Annotated in this window: 20 protein-coding genes; 12 read left to right on the forward strand and 8 right to left on the reverse strand. The window is 69.2% G+C overall.

Annotation, left to right across the window (positions count from 1 at the left end; all coding sequences use genetic code 11):
• The first annotated feature begins 7 nt into the window (after nt 1-7).
• Both NDR87_RS26600 and NDR87_RS26605 read left to right on the forward strand, forming a co-directional pair.
• Nucleotides 8-559, forward strand: a complete 552-nt coding sequence (locus NDR87_RS26600) for a hypothetical protein (protein WP_251915775.1) — start codon at nt 8-10, stop codon at nt 557-559.
• Nucleotides 560-661: 102 nt separating this feature from the next.
• Nucleotides 662-1,216 (forward strand): hypothetical protein, encoded by a 555-nt coding sequence (locus NDR87_RS26605; protein ID WP_251941230.1) that lies wholly within the window; start codon nt 662-664, stop codon nt 1,214-1,216.
• A 4-nt stretch (nt 1,217-1,220) separates the two neighbouring features.
• Here the strand turns inward: NDR87_RS26605 and glyA are convergent, their stop codons facing one another.
• Both glyA and NDR87_RS26615 read right to left on the reverse strand, forming a co-directional pair.
• Nucleotides 1,221-2,519: a serine hydroxymethyltransferase gene (glyA, locus tag NDR87_RS26610; RefSeq protein WP_308212149.1), complete on the reverse strand. Its 1,299-nt coding sequence runs from the start codon at nt 2,517-2,519 to the stop codon at nt 1,221-1,223.
• Between the two features lie 287 nt (nt 2,520-2,806).
• On the reverse strand, nt 2,807-4,006 hold the full coding sequence (locus NDR87_RS26615) for a DUF885 domain-containing protein (RefSeq protein WP_251915779.1): 1,200 nt from the start codon (nt 4,004-4,006) through the stop codon (nt 2,807-2,809).
• Between the two features lie 152 nt (nt 4,007-4,158).
• On the opposite strand from NDR87_RS26615, the gene coaA reads away from it, so the two are divergent.
• Nucleotides 4,159-5,091, forward strand: a complete 933-nt coding sequence (coaA, locus tag NDR87_RS26620) for a type I pantothenate kinase (RefSeq protein ID WP_251915781.1) — start codon at nt 4,159-4,161, stop codon at nt 5,089-5,091.
• Here coaA and NDR87_RS26625 read toward each other — a convergent pair whose 3' ends face one another.
• Nucleotides 5,092-5,706, reverse strand: a complete 615-nt coding sequence (locus NDR87_RS26625) for a hypothetical protein (protein WP_251915783.1) — start codon at nt 5,704-5,706, stop codon at nt 5,092-5,094.
• 46 nt (nt 5,707-5,752) lie between these two features.
• Entirely contained in the window at nt 5,753-6,532 is a 780-nt protein-coding gene (locus NDR87_RS26630; protein WP_251915785.1) for an isoprenyl transferase, read from the reverse strand.
• 168 nt (nt 6,533-6,700) lie between these two features.
• On the opposite strand from NDR87_RS26630, the gene NDR87_RS26635 reads away from it, so the two are divergent.
• The gene (locus NDR87_RS26635; RefSeq protein WP_251916105.1) at nt 6,701-7,324 is read left to right on the forward strand and encodes a hemolysin III family protein; all 624 of its coding nucleotides are present in this window, start codon (nt 6,701-6,703) and stop codon (nt 7,322-7,324) included.
• A gap of 10 nt (nt 7,325-7,334) precedes the next feature.
• Entirely contained in the window at nt 7,335-8,903 is a 1,569-nt protein-coding gene (locus NDR87_RS26640) for an adenylate/guanylate cyclase domain-containing protein (protein WP_251915787.1), read from the forward strand.
• On the opposite strand, the gene NDR87_RS26645 is transcribed toward NDR87_RS26640, so the two are convergent.
• Nucleotides 8,887-9,483 (reverse strand): hypothetical protein, encoded by a 597-nt coding sequence (locus NDR87_RS26645; protein ID WP_308212150.1) that lies wholly within the window; start codon nt 9,481-9,483, stop codon nt 8,887-8,889. The two genes, NDR87_RS26640 and NDR87_RS26645, sit on opposite strands and share 17 nt — an antisense overlap.
• Nucleotides 9,484-9,824: 341 nt before the next feature.
• Nucleotides 9,825-12,053 (reverse strand): thioredoxin domain-containing protein, encoded by a 2,229-nt coding sequence (locus NDR87_RS26650; RefSeq protein WP_251916109.1) that lies wholly within the window; start codon nt 12,051-12,053, stop codon nt 9,825-9,827.
• A 46-nt stretch (nt 12,054-12,099) separates the two neighbouring features.
• On the opposite strand from NDR87_RS26650, the gene NDR87_RS26655 reads away from it, so the two are divergent.
• From NDR87_RS26655 to NDR87_RS26675, 5 genes are all read left to right on the forward strand, one after another.
• A complete protein-coding gene (locus NDR87_RS26655; protein ID WP_251915790.1) occupies nt 12,100-12,255 on the forward strand; it encodes a hypothetical protein in 156 nt (51 codons plus the stop codon).
• A gap of 494 nt (nt 12,256-12,749) precedes the next feature.
• Nucleotides 12,750-13,958 carry a family 2 encapsulin nanocompartment cargo protein terpene cyclase gene (locus tag NDR87_RS26660; RefSeq protein ID WP_251915793.1) on the forward strand — a complete coding sequence of 403 codons (1,209 nt, stop codon included), beginning with the start codon at nt 12,750-12,752 and terminating at the stop codon, nt 13,956-13,958.
• Between the two features lie 52 nt (nt 13,959-14,010).
• Entirely contained in the window at nt 14,011-15,789 is a 1,779-nt protein-coding gene (locus NDR87_RS26665) for a 1-deoxy-D-xylulose-5-phosphate synthase (RefSeq protein ID WP_286014092.1), read from the forward strand.
• A complete protein-coding gene (gene ispG, locus NDR87_RS26670) occupies nt 15,786-16,898 on the forward strand; it encodes a flavodoxin-dependent (E)-4-hydroxy-3-methylbut-2-enyl-diphosphate synthase (RefSeq protein ID WP_251915796.1) in 1,113 nt (370 codons plus the stop codon). Before NDR87_RS26665 ends, ispG begins: the two co-directional genes overlap by 4 nt.
• The gene (locus tag NDR87_RS26675) at nt 16,895-17,923 is read left to right on the forward strand and encodes a polyprenyl synthetase family protein (protein WP_251915799.1); all 1,029 of its coding nucleotides are present in this window, start codon (nt 16,895-16,897) and stop codon (nt 17,921-17,923) included. The genes ispG and NDR87_RS26675 overlap by 4 nt, the downstream gene beginning before the upstream one ends.
• Here the strand turns inward: NDR87_RS26675 and NDR87_RS26680 are convergent.
• Together NDR87_RS26680 and mca are read right to left on the reverse strand one after the other, a co-directional pair.
• Nucleotides 17,882-18,163 (reverse strand): hypothetical protein, encoded by a 282-nt coding sequence (locus tag NDR87_RS26680; RefSeq protein WP_251916111.1) that lies wholly within the window; start codon nt 18,161-18,163, stop codon nt 17,882-17,884. The two genes, NDR87_RS26675 and NDR87_RS26680, sit on opposite strands and share 42 nt — an antisense overlap.
• Nucleotides 18,163-19,047: a mycothiol conjugate amidase Mca gene (gene mca / locus NDR87_RS26685; RefSeq protein WP_251916113.1), complete on the reverse strand. Its 885-nt coding sequence runs from the start codon at nt 19,045-19,047 to the stop codon at nt 18,163-18,165. The genes NDR87_RS26680 and mca overlap by 1 nt, the downstream gene beginning before the upstream one ends.
• Before the next feature lie 198 nt (nt 19,048-19,245).
• Here mca and NDR87_RS26690 point away from each other — a divergent pair, with 198 nt between their 5' ends.
• Both NDR87_RS26690 and greA read left to right on the forward strand, forming a co-directional pair.
• Nucleotides 19,246-19,668 carry a DUF4307 domain-containing protein gene (locus NDR87_RS26690; protein WP_251915801.1) on the forward strand — a complete coding sequence of 141 codons (423 nt, stop codon included), beginning with the start codon at nt 19,246-19,248 and terminating at the stop codon, nt 19,666-19,668.
• A 319-nt stretch (nt 19,669-19,987) separates the two neighbouring features.
• Nucleotides 19,988-20,482: a transcription elongation factor GreA gene (gene greA / locus NDR87_RS26695; protein WP_195110639.1), complete on the forward strand. Its 495-nt coding sequence runs from the start codon at nt 19,988-19,990 to the stop codon at nt 20,480-20,482.
• Nucleotides 20,483-20,509 lie beyond the last annotated feature (27 nt).

Here is a 20,509-nt window from a genome sequence, read left to right on the forward strand (position 1 = left end):
AGTCGACATGGATACCAACGGCTACACCGACAACGGCTACACCAACGGCAACCCCGACGCGACCGCCGCGACCTTCCACCTCGAGTACCTGTACGGCCCGCAGTGGCGCGCGGTCATGGCGCTGGTGGAGCGTGCGGCGCAGCTGACCGCCGAGGAGCGCGAACGGCTCAATGCCGCGGCCGCCAAGAAGATGGAGGCCGGACTCGGCGCCTTCGCGGGCGCCTCGGGCGAGAACGGCCTGGCCGGACTGCTTTCCAGCCTGGGCGGCGGCGCGGGCGCCAATCCGCAGCCCATGCAGATCGCGGCCGAGACGGCCAAGGAGTTCGGCCGCTCGCGCAATCTGCAGACCGCGGGACTCGTGGTGGGCCAGGCGGTTTCGCCCGGCTCGGGCGCGGGCGATCTGACCGCGGTGCTGCAGTCGCTCGGCTCGATCGGCACCCTCACCGCGGTCAGCCAGGCCGCTACCGCCACGGTCCTGCAGGACCTGATCGGGCGCGGCCGGTTCGACGAGAGCGTGTACTACGAGCTGATGGACCCCTGGCGCAGCGTCATCGGCTGACCGAAGGAGAACCGAATCATGGCCGGTAACACCGTGATTCGGGCACGCCGGGCGGCGGGGGGCGCGCGACCCCCCCAACGGCGGGCCCCCCCCCGAGCCCCGGTGTTGGGGGCCGGCGGGGGGGGGGCGCTCGCGATCCTCCCCCTCGCGCGCGCCGCCGCGATCGCCGGGTGCTCGAGCCAGCACAGCAGCGCGCCCAAGGCCGCGGACGATCCGGACACCGCCGACTGCACGTCCGGCGCCCAGGTGATCGGCGGACTGCAGAGCACCTTCGGGCAGCTGTCGGATCAATTGAACGGCATCGGCCCGGCGTCCGAGCGCGGCGATCTCGCCGATCTGCGCAACCGGGTCGGCACCGGCGCGAACCTCGCGGCCCGCATCAAGTCCAGCCTGGATTCGGCCACGGCGTCGATGAGTTCGCCCGCCCCCAAGCGCGCCTACTCCGGCGTCGCCGATGCGGGCGACCGGCTGCACGCCGCGCTGGCGCACCTCGACCAGGCCGTGCAGGGCGCGGCCCCGGCCGACGGCGCGGTGGACGACGTGCAGCGTTCGCTGAACGACCTGAACACTGCGGTCACGACCATGCGCCTGTCGTGCTCGACGGTCTACGCCGAATCGACGGTGGCCCCGGAGGCCCGCCGGGCCGCCGGACGCTGACCGCTCAGCCCAGCAGCCGCCAGTCCTCCAGGCCCTGGTAGAGCGGGAAGTCGCCCGCCAGCTTGGAGACCCGGGCCTTGAGCCCGTCCAGATCGGCGCCGCCCTTCAGCGCGGTGGCGATGATGTCGGCCACCTCGGTGAATTCGGTGTCGCCGAAGCCGCGGGTGGCCAGCGCCGCCGTGCCGATGCGCAGGCCGGAGGTGACCATCGGCGGGCGGGGGTCGAACGGAACGGCATTGCGGTTCACCGTGATTCCGACCTCGTGCAGCAGATCCTCACCCTGCTGACCGTCCAGTTGCGAGTTGCGCAGATCCACCAGCACCAGATGCACATCGGTGCCGCCGGTGAGCACGGTGATGCCGGAGCCGGAGACGTCGGCCGCGGTCAGCCGCTCGGCCAGGATCTTGGCGCCCGACAGGGTGCGCTCCTGACGCTGCTTGAACTCCTCGGTCCCAGCGATCTTGAACGCCACGGCCTTGGCGGCGATCGCGTGCATCAGCGGGCCGCCCTGCTGGCCCGGGAACACCGCGCTGTTGAGCTTCTTGGCGTAGTCCTGCTTGGCCAGGATCAGGCCCGAACGCGGACCGCCGAGGGTCTTGTGCACGGTCGAGGAGGTCACGTCGGCGTGCGGCACCGGCGACGGATGCAGTCCGGCGGCGACCAGTCCGGCGAAGTGCGCCATATCGACCCAGAGGTAGGCGCCCACCTCATCGGCGATCTCACGGAACGCCGCGAAGTCCAGATGCCGCGGATAGGCCGACCAGCCCGCGACGATGACCTTCGGCCGCACCGAAAGAGCCTGCTTGCGCACCTCTTCCATATCGATGCGGTGGTCCTCCTTGCTCACCCCGTAGGCGTGCACCTCGTAGAGCTTGCCGGAGAAGTTGAGCCGCATGCCGTGGGTGAGGTGGCCGCCGTGCGCCAGATCCAGGCCCAGCAGCTTGTCGCCCGGATTCATCAGCGCCATCAGCACCGCGGCATTGGCCTGGGCGCCCGAATGCGGCTGCACATTGGCGAATTCCGCGCCGAACAGCTCCTTGACCCGCTCGCGCGCCAGATTCTCCACCACGTCGACGTGCTCGCAGCCGCCGTAGTAGCGGCGGCCCGGATAGCCCTCGGCGTACTTGTTGGTGAGCACGCTGCCCTGCGCCTGCAGCACCGCGCGCGGCACGAAGTTCTCCGAGGCGATCATCTCGAGGGTGTCGCGCTCGCGGGCGAGTTCGCCCGCCATCGCGGCGGCAAGCTCGGGATCGAGTTCGGCGAGCGACTGGGAGTTGACAGAGGCGGCGGTCGTCTGGGTCACCAGCACAGTCTAGGTGGCGGGCGCGACAGTTCCGAATGGTGCTCCCCGTCCGGTGTCGACCCGGCTGATCTGCGACAACGGCCGCACGCCGCGCCCATCCACGCCATCATGGCCGGACCGGTCGCGGAGTAAGGTGTGTCACACCCGGCGCGCGCGGATCATCGTGCGCCTGTTGATCTTTCGAGGTGCCGCCATGAACCCGCCGCCCAACCTGTTCGAACAGCTGCTGCTGGTCCTCGCCACGGTCTTCTGCGCGGTGGTCGGCTGCCGCTGGCCGATGTGACGGCTCAGAGCATGCGCCGCACGGCCCCCGGGGTCAGCGGTTCGTCCAGCAACCGGCGGAACCGCTCGGCGCGCTCGTCGGCGTCGGCGGCCCGGTCCAGCCAGCCGCCGAGCAGTCGATACCCCTCGACATAGGTGCTGATGTAGGCCCGCCACAGCGGCGAGGACAGGAACCGCAGCGACTGCCGCGCCCGCTCGGGGGTGTTCAGTCCCCAGCGCTGCAGGAATTCGGCCACCTCGTCGGCATCGCGGCCGCGGTCGTGCAGCAGCAGCGCCGCGTCCTGGCGCACGCCGAGCAGCTTGGCCGAGGCGCGCGAAAATCGTTCCGCCCGTTCACCGTCGAAGCGCAGGCCCAGATCGGCGTAAATCTCCTGCGCCCAGCGGCCCCAGTTCGGGCCCACGATCGACTTCAGCGCCAGATCCGCCAACCCCTCGGCCATCAGGCACTGCGGGGTGTTGACCAGGAACAGCGTCTGTTCGTCCTGCCCGGCCGCGACCAGCCCGGCCTCCTTGCGGCAGTGTTCGGTGTGATGTCCCGGATAGGACTCGTGCGCGATGAGCGCGGGCAGGTGGGCCATGTGCTGCTTGAGATCGGAGTTGATGGCCACCCGCGACTGGTAGTTGCCCAGGTAGTAGTTGAATCCGGACCAGGGCTTGTCGCCGACCACCTCGTATTCGACCCGCTCGTGCTCGGGCAGCGGATAGCGCTCGCGCACCAGCTCGCGCAGCGCGCCCGAGAACGCCGCCACGCAGTCGCGCAGCCGCTCCGGCGGGATTTCGTCGGCCCGGCGGTGCGCGACCACCCGATCCAGCAGCGGCCCGTCGCCAGGCAGCACCTCCTCGATCTGCCGGTGCGCCTCGCGGTAGTCCTCGACGTCGCCCGCCTCGATCTCGACGTCGAAATAGTCCCTGACCTCGTCGATGAACGAGATCCGCGCCCCGGCGAATTTGCGGGCCGAACATTCCAGCGCCCGCAGATGCACGTCGAGGAATTCGCCGCGCTGCTCGGACAGGCCCGACTCGGGCAGTTGCTTGCGCAGTTCCGCTGCGCGCGTGGCCAGTTCGCGTGGCTGCGGCGCGGGCGCGGACTCCACCGCCCGGCGCAGCGCCGGATCGCCGGTGTACGCGTCGACGAAGCCGGATTCCAGGCGGTCGAATGCCAGGCCGAGCCGCAGATATTCGGTGACGAGCGGATGCGCTTGCATGGTCTCGACCTTATCGGGGAGACATATATCACTCGTTGTTACCCGTGAGTAATCACACCCGGCGTACATCGCCCCCTTGCCCGCGAGGACAATTCGGCTATGCAAGGACCGTCGGCCGGGGCACCGTGCTCATCGAATCGGGGGTGTGCTCAGTGGCACGGATGAGTGAACCGAGTCCCTATGTGGAATTCGATCGGAAACAGTGGCGCACGCTGCGGAAATCCACTCCGCTGGTGCTAACCGAGGAAGAACTGATCGGACTGCGCGGCCTCGGCGAGCAGATCGATCTGGAGGAGGTCGCCGAGGTTTATCTGCCGCTGGCCCGGCTCATCCATCTGCAGGTGGCCGCGCGGCAGCGCCTGTTCGCCGCCACCGCAACCTTTCTCGGCGAAACGCATCCGGATCATCAGGTCCCGTTCGTGATCGGCATCGCGGGCAGTGTGGCCGTCGGCAAATCCACCACCGCCCGCGTGCTGCAGGCGCTGCTCGCCCGCTGGGATCACCACCCCAGGGTGGATCTGGTCACCACCGACGGATTCCTCTATCCCACCGCCGAACTCACCCGTCGCGGCATCATGCACCGCAAGGGTTTTCCGGAGAGTTACGACCGGCGCAAACTGCTGCGCTTCGTCACCGAGGTGAAATCCGGGGCGCCCGAGGTGTGCGCGCCGGTGTATTCGCACATCCGCTACGACATCGTGCCCGGTGAGTTCCACTGCGTGCGCCAGCCCGACATCCTCATCATGGAGGGGCTGAACGTGCTGCAGACCGGCCCGCGCCTGATGGTCTCGGATCTGTTCGATTTCTCGATCTATGTCGACGCCCGCATCGAGGACATCGAGAAGTGGTACATCAACCGTTTTCTCACCCTGCGGGAGACGGCCTTCGCCGATCCCAATTCACACTTCCATCACTACTCGAAGTTCAACGACCGCGAGGCGACGATCGCCGCGCAGGAGATCTGGAACTCCACCAACCGCCCCAATCTGGTGGAGAACATCCTGCCCACCCGCCCGCGCGCCACCCTGGTGCTGCGCAAGGACGCCGATCACAGCATCAATCGACTTCGACTGCGCAAGTTGTGATTACAGTTTCCAGGCCGCGTCGAGGCGAGTAGCCACATCGATGTCGCGCGCCGCGGCGATATGCGGTTTGCGGATTTCCCTGGCGATATAGCGGGCCACGAAACGACGGATTTCGTGGTCGACGCCCGCGACGATGCGAACCAGCTGACCGCGTTTGGTATCGGTGTCGACATCGATGCGGACGTCGCCCGGGCGGGGTTCGGCGATATCGATGATCACGCGCAGCGGTTCGGCCGTGCGCACGGTCAGATGTATGCGGACGTGGCCCTCGACCTCGTAGCGGTGCTTGTCCACGGCCAGATCCAGCGTCATGTCCAGGCTCAGCGGGATGGCCAGATCGAATTCGATATGCGTGCCGAGCTGCCGGGTGAGCCGCGGCTCCCCCAGTTGCACCTGCGCCGACACCTTGGCCAGTTTGCCGGGCCCGGCCCCGATCGGCCCGAAATCGAATGCGGTGCCGGTCAATTGATTGAACGCACCGGCGATGCGCTGCTCCGATGCGGCGTACTCCAGAAAGCGCCGCCCGAATTCCTCATAACTGATGTAGGACGGCGGGTGCTGCTCCGCGTCCGGCGCGTCCGCCCGGCCACGCTGCCCGGCCTCGCTCTCGGTCATATGACCGACGGTACGGTAATCGCCCCCGCCGCAGCGGGCACTCGGACTAGATCCCGTAGCGGCGGTGGCGCGCCGCGTAGTCGCGTAGCGCGCGTAGGAAGTCCACCCGCCGGAACTCCGGCCAGTACGCCTCGGTGAACCAGATCTCGGAGTACGCACTCTGCCACAGCAGGAATCCGGACAGCCGCTGCTCGCCCGAGGTGCGGATGACCAGATCGGGATCGGGCTGGCCGGAGGTGTACAGATGCTGGCCGATCGCGTTGACGGTGATCGACTGCACCAGATCCTCGCCGGTCTCCCCCGCGGCCATCTCCTGGCGGACCAGCGAGCGCACCGCGTCGGCGATCTCCTGACGCCCGCCGTAGCCGATCGCGACATTGACGTGGATGCCGCCCCGGCCGTGGGTCTCGTCGGCGGCCTTCTGCATGCGCCGGGCGACCTCGCCGGGCAGGCCCTCCAGCGAGCCGACGATGCGCACACCCCAGTTCTTCTCCGGCGCCGAGAGCTCCTCGACGACATCGGTGATCACCTCGAACAGGGTCTCCAGCTCGTCCGCGGCGCGATTGAGGTTCTCGGTGGACAGCAGATAGACCGTCACCATCTCGATGCCCTCGGCCTCGCACCAGCCGACCAGCTCGGCGATCTTCAGCGCGCCGACCCGGTGCCCGTGGGTCACGTCGGTGAAACCGTTTTCCCGGGCCCAGCGGCGATTACCGTCGCACACCACCGCCACGTGGCGTGGATGTTGTTTGCCCGCCAGCTGTTTCGACAGCCGCGCTTCGTAGATGCGATACGGCAGATTACGCACCCGACTAGCAATCTCCACGGCGGTCCACCCTACGCCTAGCAGGAGGCGTACCGGCGTTGTAGTGCTGCCCCTGCCAACCTACGGTACCGTAGGTTGCTCAGGAGGTAGGTCGTGACGGAAACGGGTCCCGCGCGGACGGCGCTGGATGCGCTGGAGGAGATCGCGAGCATCCCGCTCAAGCCGCGCATGCGGGGGTGGATCCACACCTATGCGGTGGGCATCGCCGCGGTGGCGGTGTTCGCATTGGTCGGCGCGGCGGCCACGGTGTCGACGACGGCCGCCTGGTCAACGCTGGTGTACGGGCTGACGGTCTGCGGGGTGTTCGGGATCAGCGCGACGTATCACCGGGTGAACTGGCGGACCGAACGGGCGCGCGTGCATATGAAGCGGGCCGATCATTCGATGATCTTCCTGTTCATCGCGGGCAGCTATACGCCCTTCGCGCTGCTGGGACTGCCCGGGCAAACCGGGACCGTCCTGCTGAGCGTGGTCTGGGCCGGGGCGCTGGCCGGGGTGGCGCTGAAGCTGCTGTGGCCGACCGCGCCCCGCTGGGTGGGCGTACCGCTGTATCTACTGCTGGGCTGGGCGATCGTGCCGGTGGCGGCCACCATGACCCACAATGTGGGCGTCGCGCCGATGGTGCTGCTGCTCATCGGCGGCCTGGCCTACAGCGGCGGGGCGATCCTCTACGCCACCAAATGGCCGAATCCGTGGCCGGAGACCTTCGGACATCACGAGTTCTTCCACGCGGCAACGGTTCTCGCCGCACTCTGCCACTACGTGGCGGTGTGGCTGGTCGTATTGCTGTGAACCGCGCTCTATGCTGCTGGTTCGTGTTCTCCGACGCCACCACCCGCTGGCCGCCATGATCGCGCGGTTGATTCTGTGGGCGCTGCGGGCGCCGTGGGGCCTGTCGGCCGTGGTGCTCGGCTGCAATCTCGGCGGCCTGGGGGTGATCGTCACCGAACTGTGGCTCAGCGGCTATCTGGGACGGCTCGGCCCGGACTGGCGGACCGCGGTCGCGCAGGCGGCGATCTATCCGGCCCTGGGGGCACTGGCGGGAATCGTGCTGGCCGTCCGGGATCGGCTGCGCGTATTCGCCTGGCTCGATCAGGGCAGGCGGCCCACCGAGGCGGAGGCGCGCCGGCTGCTGAACGTCCCGATCGCGATCACCGCGCGAACCCTGGCGGTCTGGCTGCCCGGCGTGGCCATCGTGACCGCCATCTTCGCCCACGTGGTGCCGCCACGGGCGACCGCGGTGGTCGCCGCGATGTTCACCCTGGGCGCGCTCGAATCGGCCGGATTCACCTTCCTGGTGGTGGACCGGCTCATCCGGCCCGCGATCCCGATCGTCTCCGCCGTGCTGGGCGGGACCCTGCACTGGAGCTCCACCGTTCTCAACCGGCTGGTGGTGTCGTGGGCGGTGGCCGGGGCGATGCCGCTGCTCATGCTGATCGCGGTGCTCGCCGATCCCGCCGCACGGCCCGAGGACCGGATCTGGACGGCCCTCTACATGTCACTGGTCGGCCTCGTGGTCGGCGCGCTGACCATGGCGACGCTGTCGCGCGCGGTCGCCGCGCCGCTGCGCACGCTGCGGCTGGCGCTGGATCGGATCGCGCGCGGCGATCTGGACGTGCGGGTGCCGGTCGGCAGCGCCAGCGAGATCGGGCGGCTGGAACATTCGGTGAACGAGTTGGCCGCCAATCTCGCCGAGCGCGAGCGGATGCGCGAGGTGTTCGGCCGCCACGTCGGCACCGAGGTCGCCGAGCGGGCGCTGTCGGGATCGGTCGATCTGACCGGTGATGTGCGGGTGGTGACGGCGCTGTTCGTCGATGTCGTCGGTTCGGTCGCGCTGTCCACCGAACTCGCGCCGCGGGAATTCGTCGCCAAGCTCAATCGCCTGCTGGCGACGGTGGTTTCGGCAACCGAGGACAACGGCGGACTGGTCAACAAGTTCGAGGGCGATGCGGCACTGTGCGTCTTCGGCGCGCCGATCGCGTTGCGCGACAACGCGACTCCGGCGCTACGGGCGGCACGGCGAATCCGCGACGAGGTGTTCGCGGTGGGCGAGCTGGATATCGGCATCGGGGTGGCGCGCGGCCTGGTGTTCGCCGGGGACGTCGGCGCGGACACTCGCCTGGAGTACACCGTGATCGGCGACGCGGTGAACGAGGCGTCCCGGCTCACCGCGGAGGCCAAGCACGTGGATCGCCGAATCCTGGTGAGCCAGGCCGTGATCGAGGCCGCCGCCGCGCAGGAGAGCGCGAAATGGGCGCATTACCAGACGATTCAGCTGCGCGGCCGCAAGGAGCCGACCGCGTGCTGGACCGATGTGCCCGCGGCAACCGCGGAAACCGATGGGGCGCTGGCGGTCACGGACGCCAGGTGATCTTGCCGCCCTGGAAGTCCTGCGCCTTGCCACCCTGATAGTCGTATTCGTCGCTGGTCGGATAGCCGTAGCGACCGGCCTCGGCGACATTGCTGACCCAGATGTCGCGGATCGCGCCCCAGACGGCGTGCGCGCCGGTGCGCGGGGACCAGTAGATCGAGCCGCCGTCGAACAGGTTGTAGCGGCCGTCGCCCTTGCGGGCCTTCTGCTCATCGGTGATCGGATAGCCGAGCGGGCTGTTCTCCCAGCCCAGCGCCGCCCACTTGTCGCGGATCAGGCCGCCGACGAAATGGGCGTCGGTGCCCACCGACCAGTAGATCGAATTGTTCTTCTCGAAGACCTGGAAGCGGCCACCGCGCGCGGCGTCCGACTCCGGGGAGATCGGATTGCCGAAGGTCGCGAAGCCGCCCGCCCGGTCGTACTCGGCCTCGATCGCGCCGCCCACATCGAAGGCCCCGATGGGCCGCGCCGACGCGGGCGCGGCTGTGATCGATGCCACCGCCGCGGCGGCGGCCAGGGTCGCGAGCGCGGCACGCCGCAGTGGCGGAAGCGAACGGTTCGTACGTCGTGGCAGTCTCACGCGATCTCCTGCGGATGCGGTCGGCGGATGACTTCGGCCTGTCTTCGGCGAGCCAATCCTGCCGTCCGGAAATCACCTCGGCAAGCGACCGGGCCGGAGGAAACCACACGTCATAGGAACACGCTATCGCACCAAGATCACTGCGGTCCGGCCGTATCGACGCTGGTAACGGGCAAACCGGGCCTCCCCCTCCCGCGCGGGCGTCCGGCGCGACGCTTTTCGACGCCGGCGATCGAGCCACATGCACGGTCGCGGGTGACCGAACCCGCGGCAGTGTGGCGCGGTTCCCCGGCATCGGCGGCCGGCAGGTCGCAGACCAACCGCGGCACCCGGTCGGGCGGTCACACCCGCAGCAGCGCGGCCCGTAGTTCCCCGGCATCGGTGACCGGTAGATCGCAGACCGAGCCGCGGCACACGTAGGCGGCGGGCCGCCCGCCGACGGGCGGCCGATCGACCAGCAGCGGGGCCGAATCCTTCACTCCCGCCACGATTACCGCCCCACCCGGCGCGAACCACCGTGCGGTGGCGACCAATTCCGCACCCGATGCCGATTCGGCGGGGCGAGCCGGGGCAGCCGCGCCGCCATTGCGGTCCTGCTCGGGTTCGACGGCGACGGGCGGCTCCGCCCCGGCCGCGGCGGACGCTGCCGTCCGCGAGCCGTCGCCAGGGGCGGCGTGTATACCACTGGCGGCGACCGAATCACGCTGAGCGCGTGCGGGTTCACCACGGCCGGGCAGCGCGATGGCGATCTGGACGGGCCCGCGCACGGCGGCCTCGGCGACGGCCAGCCACTGACCGCCGGAGCGGGGTGCGCGGGCCAGGACGATCGCGCCGCGTGCGAGCGTGCGAGCGGCCAGCTCACCGTAGCGGACAGCGCGGTCCGGATCGCTCAGAACCGAAGCGGTGAGCAGGGTTTCGGCGAAGGCCGACGCGCCGCTGGGGGTCGCCCCGTCGAGCGGATCGCGCGGGCGGGTGACCAGAGTCTCGGCGTCGTCGGCGGTATCGAACCAGCTGCCGGGGTCGGCAGGGTCGGCGAAATGGGTTGCGGCACTGTCGATCAGGTGTTGAGCGTGGGTGAGCCAGTCGGGTTCGCCGGTGGCCTGGTAGAGCGCGAGCAGGCCGGTGGCCAGCCAGGCGTAATCCTCGAGGACGCCGGGGGCGGCACCGGCGACACCGCCCAGCGAGGCGCGCACCACCCGGTCGCCGGACACATGCTCTCGCAACAGGAATCGGGCGCATCGGATCGCGGCGTCGACCCAGTCCGCGCGGCCGTGTGCCGCACCGGCCTCGGCCAGGGCGGTGATCGCCATGCCGTTCCACGCGGTCACCACCTTGTCGTCACGATCGGGCTGGGGACGGCGGGATCGAGCCTGGCGCAGAGCGTCGCGCACCGTCGCCAGTCGCGCGCCGTCCTCCGGATCGCGGTAGCGGGTGAGCACCGAGGTGCCGTGTTCGAAGGTGCCCGCCGTGGTGACGCCGAAAACCTCTGCCGCCCACGCCCCCTCGATCGGTCCGAGTTCCGCGGTCAGCTCGGCCGGGGTCCACACGTAGGTCGCCCCCTCCACCCCGGGCGCATTCGGTTCGATATGGGTGTCGGCGTCCAGCGCCGAGGCGAAACCGCCCGTCGCGGTGGCCAGATCGTCGAGCAGGAATTCGGCGGTCTCCTCGGTCACCCGCAGCGCCAGCGCCGGATCCGCCACCCGACGGGCCAGATGCGCGTAGGCGCGCAGCAACTGGGCATTGTCGTAGAGCATCTTCTCGAAATGCGGCACCACCCAGGCGGCGTCGACCGAATACCGCGCGAAGCCGCCGCGCAGCTGGTCGTAGATGCCGCCGCGGGCCATCGCCTCGGCGGTCCCCGACACCACCTGTAACACCTGTGCGTCGCCGGTCCGCTCGTAATGGCGCAGCAGCGCCTCCAGCAGCGCCGACGGCGGAAACTTCGGCGCCCCACCGAATCCGCCGTAGCGCTGGTCCACATCGCGCAGCACCGTCGCCACCCCATGCGCCAGCAGCTCCGGGCCGACGGCGATCTCCCCCTCGGGCAGTCCACCGCTCTGCGCGCGCAGCGCCTCGGCCACCTGCCCGGCCGCCTGATTCACCTCGTCGCGGCGATTGCGCCAGGTGTCGGTGACCGCGGCCAGCAACTGGGTGAACGACGGCATCCCACCGCGCGGCACCTTCGGGTAGTAGGTCCCGCAATAGAACGGCTCCCCGCCCGGAGTCAGGAAACAGGTCATGGGCCAGCCACCCTGCCCCGTCATGGCCACCGTCGCGTTCATGTACACGGCGTCCAGATCCGGCCGCTCCTCCCGATCGACCTTCACACACACGAAGTTCTCGTTCATCAGCGCCGCGGTGGCCTCGTCCTCGAACGATTCGTGCGCCATGACATGACACCAGTGGCACGAGGCATACCCCACCGACAGCAGGATCGGCACGTCCCGCTCGCGGGCCGCGGCCAGGGCGGCGGCGTCCCAGGGCCGCCAGTGCACCGGGTTGTCCGCATGCTGACGCAGGTACGGGGAGGTGGCGTCGCCGAGGAGGTTCACCCTTTCAGGGTGGCACATCGAAACCGTGACCAGTGCGGCCCGCCGAACTGGGTATGTCTTGGGCATGAAGGACACCGCAACACCCCGCCCCACGCGGCGACCGTGGTTCGCCGATCTGGAAGAGGCCGAACGTCGTGGCGCGCACGGCAGCGCGGGCATCGGCTACTTCGACTGTGACTGCGACATCTGCCGCCACCGCACCCACGATCCGCGGTTTTGAGGACGGCGACGCCGGGCGAATCGGGTCGGAGGCGACTGGACGGTTCGTGGCACGGCGCGAGGAGCGTTGCCTCACAGCATCATTCGCATATCGGTAGCTGCCTACCGACCGCACTGTCGGTTTCACTGGGAACTCATCGTGCCGCAATAGTGCGTCGACATTGTTGGCGGTACAAACCCGCAGGCAGTTGCCGCGCCGAGGCGCGGGGGCGCCGATCGGCGTGCGGCACCCGCGGTCCGGCGCGTCAAAGTTGCTGCAAATTAACACTTTACGGCTGCGATGCCTACGAAATACCATTGGTGTGGGTCAAAGTGCTTCAGATCTTCGGTAGAGCTTTACCAGACTGCTAAATCCGCACACAAAATTCGACAGGCGTGGTATACGCACAGTAATTCTCTTTTCGCCTGTCGGACAAATCACATTCGACTCGGTCGCTGGGCCGTGCACCGAGTTGTGCTCGAATCGTCGAACCCACGAGGGAGAACGATCCGCTCATGACATCAGCGACCGACCACAATCCATTGTCCTCCAACAACATTGCGGCGGCACTCGCGCTCCCCTACGGCCTGGGCGCGTCCGCCCTCCGGCTGCCACACCGTCCACCCGCGAGCGCGGATCCCTTGTGCACAGGCACGGTCGCGGCATTTTCCGCCGAGGTCGATACCGTCCCGTCTTCGTCCGGATTACTCGACCCGATAACACGACTCGCCGACGACACGCCCGCCTGCCGGGAAATGGAATGGGGCGACGGGTCCGCGCCGCCGCTATATCTGCCGCCGCCCGATCGCATCGACGACGTCCTGGCCGCCGAGGTCGACACTCGCCTGACCACCTGGGCGCGCGGTTTGGGCCTCGGCGACGACGACGCCGAGCAGTTGCGGAGCATCGGCTACGGCCGGTTGGTCATGCTGACCCACAGCGAATGCGACGATCCCGACTGCCTACTGGTGGCCGCCCAGATGAATACGGCCTGGTGGATGGCCGACGACCTGTTCGCCGACGATACCGCCCGCGGCGCGATCTCCGCCGAGCTCGGGCCCCGGCTGTCGTTGGTCATGGCGGTCCTGGACCCGCTGCCGTCGCTGGGCGAGTTCAGCGCGCGCCTGGACGAGGCGCTGTCCGGGCATCTGGTGTTCCGGGCGTTCGATTCGGCCCTCGCGCATCTGCGGCGCCACGCCACCCCCGGCCAGGTGCAGCGCGCCTGCTACGCGACCGCCGCGATGTTCGTCTCCTGGAACGCCTACGCCGCGTGGCGGGAATCGGGACGGACCCTACCGGCCTGGGAATACCTCGCGGCCCGCCAGCACGACAGCTTCTACACCTCCATGACGCTCATCGATCCGGTCGCCGGATATCTGCTGCCCGACGAGCTGTTCTACCGAACCGCGGTGCGGCACGCGGCCTTTCGCGCGGGCACCGCCGCGGTGCTGGTCAACGATCTGCTGTCGGTGGCCAAGGATGCCGCCGACGAGAATCCGGTCTGCAATGTGGTGCTGCAGGTCGCGGCCGACCGTGACTGCTCGCTGCGGGAGGCCACCGAGATCGTGGTGGACCTGCACAACCGCGTGGTCCGCGACTTCGAGGCCGCCCGCCGGGCCATGCTCGCCGTCCCGGTCCCGGAGCTGCGGCGCTATCTGCGCGGACTGCGCTCGTGGATGGCCGGCTCGTTCGAATGGCACAACACCAATCCGCGCTATCGGTGACTGCCGCTGCCCGTCCAGCATTCGCCGCACCAGCACACCCGAGGCGCAGATCATGACCGTACTGAAACGTATCGGCTGCCCGGAGGATCTCCGGCAGCTGTCCCGGCACGAGCTGCCCGCACTCGCCGCGGAGATCCGCGAGCTGATCATCGAGACGGTGCTGCGCACCGGCGGGCATCTGGGCTCCAATCTCGGCGTCGTCGAGCTGACGATCGCGCTGCACCGGGTCTTCCGGTCACCGCGCGACACGGTGCTCTTCGACACCGGGCATCAGTCCTACGCGCACAAGATCCTCACCGGACGCCGCCCGGATTTCACCGTGGACCTGCGCCGATCGCGCGGCCTGTCCGGTTATCCCAGCCGCGCGGAGTCGGCACACGACGTGATCGAGAACAGCCACGCCTCCACCGCGCTCGGCTATGCCGACGGGATCGCCAAAGCCCGTGCGTTGCAAGGGGAACCCGGCCGCGCGGTGGTGGCGGTGATCGGCGACGGCGCGCTCACCGGCGGGATGGCCTACGAGGCGCTGAACAATATCGGCGCGGCCGCGCGGCCGGTGATCGTCGTGCTCAACGACAACGGTCACTCCTACGCGCCGACCGCCGGTGCGATCGCGGCCCATCTGGCCCGGCTGCGCGAGCGCACGCCGGGCGATCCCACGCCGACCGTATTCGACCAGCTCGGCCTGGCCTACCTGGGACCGATCGACGGACACGACATCCCGGCCCTGGAAGCGGCGCTGCGCCGGGCGCGCGACGCCGGCTGCCCGGTCGTCGTGCACACGGTCACGGTCAAGGGCCTCGGCCATGCGCCGGCCCGCCTCGACGCCGAGCGCATGCACACCACCGGGCCGCGTCCCCGGCCGGGCGCCGAACGCGCAAAACCCTCCTGGACCAGCGTCTTCGGTGACGAACTGGTCGAAATCGGCAGGCATAGAACCGATGTCACCGCCATCACCGCCGCCATGGCGGGTCCGACCGGACTGACCCGATTCGCCGAACACTTCCCGGACCGCTGCTTCGACGTCGGCATCGCCGAACAGCACGCGCTGGCCTGCGCCGCCGGATTGGCTACGGCGGGAACGCATCCCGTGGTCGCGGTGTATTCCACCTTCCTCAATCGCGCCTTCGATCAGCTGCTGCTCGATATCGGCCTGCACCGGCTGCCGGTGACCGTCGTACTGGACCGCGCGGGCGTGACCGGTCCGGACGGGCCCAGCCACCACGGCATGTGGGATCTGACCCTGCTCGCGACGGTTCCCCGGCTACGGGTGGCAGCGCCGCGCGATGCCGCCCGGCTGCGCGAACTGCTCTGGGAGGCGGTCGATTACGACGACGGCCCCACGGCGCTGCGTTTCCCCAAGGCGTCGGTGGGGCCGGACATCCCGGCGGCCGAGCGGCACAACGGCCTGGATCTGCTGTATCGGGCGCCGCGGCGCGAGGTCCTGCTGATCGGCATCGGCGCGCTGGCCGCCGCCTGTCTCGACGCGGCACATCGGCTGGCCGAACTCGGCATCGCGGCCGATGTCATCGATCCGCGGTGGGTGCTGCCGGTTCCGGAGGCGCTGATCGGCGCGTGCCTGCGGCATCGGCTGATCGTGGTGGCCGAGGACAACACCGGCGCCGGGGCCGTCGCGGCGGCGCTGAGCCGTGCGCTGATCGAGGCCGGGAGTCCGCTGCCGGTGTGCGGGCTGGGCCTGCCGCATCGCTTCCTGCGCCACGGTGACCGCGCCGAACTGCTCGCCGAGGCCGGGCTCACCGGGACCGGCATCGCCGAGGCGGCACACCGGGCGCATCGCGAACTCGTCGAGCGGCAGGAGGTAGCGTCGTGAGCATCAGCGAACTCGGTCTGCCCGTCGTCGCGCCACCGCGCCGACCGTGCCGTCGGATCCAGGTCGGCCCGGTCGCGGTCGGTGGGAATGCGCCGATCTCGGTGCAGACCATGACCACCACCCGCACCGCCGACGTGGAGGCCACCCTGCGCCAGATCGCGGCGGTCACAGCGGCCGGATGCGATATCGTCCGCGTCGCCGTCCCGACCGCCGAGGACGCGGCCGCCCTGCCCGCCCTCGTGACCAAATCGCCGCTGCCGGTGATCGCCGATATCCACTTCCAGCCCCGCTATGTGTTCGCCGCCATCGACGCCGGATGCGCCGCGGTGCGCGTGAATCCGGGCAATATCAAGGAATTCGACGATCGCGTCGGGGAGATCGCGCGGGCGGCGACCGCGGCGGGCACGCCGATCCGGGTGGGCGTGAACGCGGGCTCGCTGGACCGGCGCATGCTGGACCGCCACGGCGGGCCGACCGCCGCGGCCCTGGTGGACTCCGCGCTGCACGAGGCCGCGCTGTTCGAGGAGCACGGCTTCCGCGAGCTGAAGATCGCGGTCAAACACCACGATCCGCGCACCATGATCGCCGCGAACCGGCTGCTGGCGCGCGGTTGCGACTATCCGATCCACCTCGGTGTGACCGAGGCCGGGCCGCTGCTGCAGGGCACGATCAAATCCGCGGTCGCCCTCGGCGTCCTGCTGGCCGAGGGGATCGGCGACACCATCCGGGTATCGGTGTCCGAGCCGCCGGAGCAGCAGGTGAAGGTGGGCAATCATATTCTGCGATCGCTGGGGCTGCGGCCGCGCCAACTGGAGATCGTGTCCTGTCCGGGCTGCGGGCGGGTGCAGGTCGACATCCACCAGCTCGCCGCCCGGGTCGAGGCCGCGTTCCAGGGCTTTCCGCATCCGCTGCGGGTGGCGGTGATGGGCTGCGTGGTCAACGGGCCGGGTGAGGCCCGGGAGGCGGATCTGGGGGTGTCCTCCGGCAATGGGAAGGGGCAGATCTTCGTCCGGGGCACGGTGGTTCGCACCGTGCCCGAACACCGCATCGTCGACGCGCTGCTGGAGGAGGCCATGGCCATGTCCGAGCACCCCGAGGTGAGCCCGTGACCGCCACGGCCTCCCCGCCGCTGGACACCGCGGCCGTGCGGGCCCGCATCGATGCCGTGTTACGGAACTTCCTGCACGAGAAGGCCCGCGCCGGTACCGAGCGACGGCTACCCGCCGATGTCACCGAGGCCGTGGCGGCGTTCCTGTTCGCCGGCGGTAAACGCATTCGCCCGATGTTCTGCGTGCTCGGGTGGCAGGCCGGGGGCGGGGCGGGCGTACCGCACGAAATCGTCCGCGCCGCAGCCTCATTGGAGATGTTCCACGCCTCGGTGCTCATCCACGACGATATCGTGGACGACAGCGACACCCGCCGCGACCAGCCCACGGTGCACCGCCGCTACGGCACCGCGGCGGCCATCCTGATCGGCGACTTCGCGCTGGCCTGGTCGGACGAATTGCTGCACAACGCAGGGCTTTCCGACGATCGGCTGGCGGCAGCGCTGCCGGTGATCGATCGGATGCGCGACGAGGTCGGCTACGGTCAGTACCTCGACCTGCTCACCACCGGGCGGCCGACCAGTGACGTGAACCAGGCGATGGAGATCATCCGGTACAAGACCTCCGCCTACACCGTGGAGCGCCCGCTGCAGCTCGGCGCGGCCCTCGCCCAAGCGGGAGGCAATGTGGCACCGGCGCTTTCGGCATATGCCCGGCCACTGGGCGAGGCCTTCCAACTGCAGGACGACCTGCTCGGGGTGTACGGCGATCCGGCGCTCACCGGCAAGTCGAACCTCGAGGACCTGCGCAACGGCAAACACACCGTCCTGCTGGCTCTCGCACTACGCCAGGCGAATTCGGACGAGTCCGAGCGGCTGCGCCGCCTGGTCGGCGATCCGCGACTGGACGAGACCGGCGCGGCCACCTGCCGTGAACTGCTGACGATGCTGTCGCGGCGGCGGGTCGAGCAGATGATCCGCGAGCGCTGGATGCAGGCGCAGCGGGCGCTGAACCGGGCGCCCTTCCCGCCCGAGGCGGTGGCGGCGTTACGACACTTCGCCGACGCACTTGTCACCCGGGCGGTCTGAGCCGCCCTCGCCCTCGCGCTGGACCACCCCCGCCTCGGTGCCCTCGTCCGCCTCCTGATCCGGTTCGGGGTGCTCCGGGGAGAATTCCGCGGGCAGGCCCTTGATGTGCTTGTTCATCGAGCGGATCAGCAGCACCGTGCCGGCCAGCAGGAGCAGGATGATGACCAGGCCCAGCGGGGACGCCTTGCCGAATTCGGGGCCGGTCGGATTGGTGGCCGGTTGGGCGAGCAGCGCGAGCATCATCGATCGGCGTCCTCGCCGGCCAGGGCCTCACGCACCCCTGCGAACAGGTCGTTCTCCGGGATCGCGGTACGGACCCGGGTGCGCGCCAGCTCGAATTCCTCGGTGGGCCACAGCCGCTGCTGCATCTCCAGCGGAATGGCGAAGAACGCGCCGTTCGGATCGATCTGGGTGGCGTGCGCGCGCAGGGCGTCGTCGCGCTGCGGGAAGTACTTCGCGCATTCGACCTGGGTGGTCACCCGGCTCATGACGTCACCGCGTTCGGCGGCGGCGCTGCGGATGCGATCGAGCCAGTCCTGCATGGGAAACGGCTCGCCGATGCGCTCGAACTCGTCGGCGAAGATCTCCAGGCGCTGCAGGCTGAAGCCGTGGTTGTAGTACAGCTTCAGCGGCGTCCAGGGCTCGCCCGCGTCCGGGAACTTCTCCGGATCGCCCGCGGCCTCGAACGCGGCCACCGAAACCTGGTGGCACATGATGTGATCCGGGTGCGGATAGCCGCCGTTCTCGTCGTAGGTGGTCATCACGTGCGGCTTGAATTCGCGCACGACCCGCACCAGCGCCTCGGTGGCCTCCTCGAGCGGCACCAGCGCGAAGCTGCCCTCGGGCAGCGGCGGCAGCGGATCGCCCTCGGGCAGGCCGGAATCCACGAAGCCCAGCCAGGTCTGGCGCACACCCAGCGCCTTGGCGGCCTCGGCCATCTCCTCGCGGCGCACCTCGTCGATGCGGTCGAGAATGCCGGGCACGTCCATGGCCGGGTTCAGGATCGAGCCGCGCTCGCCGCCGGTCAGGGTGACGACCAGCACGTCGTGGCCCTCCGCGGCGTATTTCGCGGTTGTAGCGGCGCCCTTGCTGGATTCGTCGTCCGGGTGGGCATGCACCGCCATGAGGCGAAGTCCACTCACGCCTGATTCACCTCGTCGCTCACCGTCTTCACCTCATCGCTTTCCGCCGCGGGTGTCGAGTCCGTGCGGCGCGCCGCCGAACCGGGCCCTACGGGCCCGTCGGGTCGCGCCGATCTGCACTCCCTATAGTTCCATTCGACCTTCGTTTGTTCCGACCTACCCCCCGGGAGCGACCTGATCATGAGCGACGCCGCCGCCCGGGTGGCCGATCGATACGGCACCGGACCCCACCGCGACCGCCGCTGGATAGCGATCGCGCTCGGTGCGGTGGTGGTCCTGCTCGGCCTCGGCGTGGCCTATCTGGGCTATCGCCAGTTCGGCCCGCAGGACATCGAGCCCGATCAGCTCGGGTACGCGATCGTGGACGATTCGACGCTCGACATCCGCTTCAAGGTCACCCGGAAACATCCAGACCAACCGGTCGTCTGCTTTGTCCGGGCCATGGACTCCGACACCGCCGAGGTCGGCCGCCGCGAGGTGCTGATCCCGCCCTCGCCCAGCGGCACGGTCGAACTCACCGTCCGCATCCGCACCACCGCCCGCCCGGCGAACGGCAACATCTACGGCTGCAGCGGCAAGGTCCCGCCCTATCTGAAGGGCTGACTCCGCCCACCCTCGTGTCCCGGCATTCCCGGCACGCCCTTCGCCGGGAAATGCCGGGCCAACAGGGCAAAATGCTTTGCAAAGACCGCTCCGACCTGGGTTTTTGTAAATCGTGCTAAAATGGCCCGATACACGGTTCCGGAGCCTTCGGAGCCGTGTTTGCTGCATTGGCGGCCAGCGCTGTCGGTTCGGGGTTCGAGGACATCCCCCAGGGATCGCTCTAGCCGTCCACTGCCGTCGTGCGCCTCCGTCGGAGGTGTAGGGCGGCGGAATCAGGGAATCCCGGCTTGCCGGGAACAACTACTAGGGAGTGATCGAGATGACTGAGACGAACGTGACCTGGCTCACACCGGAGTCGCATGCAAGGCTCAAGGGCGAACTCGACGCGCTCATTGCCAACCGTCCGGTCATCGCGGCCGAGATCAACGAACGCCGCGAGGAAGGCGACCTCAAGGAGAACGGCGGTTACCACGCCGCGCGCGAGGAGCAGGGCCAGCAGGAGGCTCGCATCCGGCAGCTCCAGGAGTTGCTGAACAACGCGAAGGTGGGTGTCGCGCCGTCGGTTTCCGGTGTCGCGCTGCCGGGTTCGGTCGTCAAGGTCTACTACGACGGTGACGAGACCGACACCGAGACGTTCCTCATCGGCACCCGCGAAGAGGGCCTGGGCAGCTCCGATCTGGAGACCTACTCGCCCAATTCGCCGCTCGGTGGCGCGCTGATCGACGCCAAGGTGGGCGAGACCCGCGAGTACACGCTGCCCAACGGCAACACCATGAAGGTGACGCTGGTCAGCGCGGAGCCCTACCACAGCTGATCCCGGGATTCGGCGGGTCCGGCAACG

Source organism: Nocardia sp. CDC159, assembly GCF_023740735.1.
GTDB lineage: Bacteria > Actinomycetota > Actinomycetes > Mycobacteriales > Mycobacteriaceae > Nocardia > Nocardia pulmonis.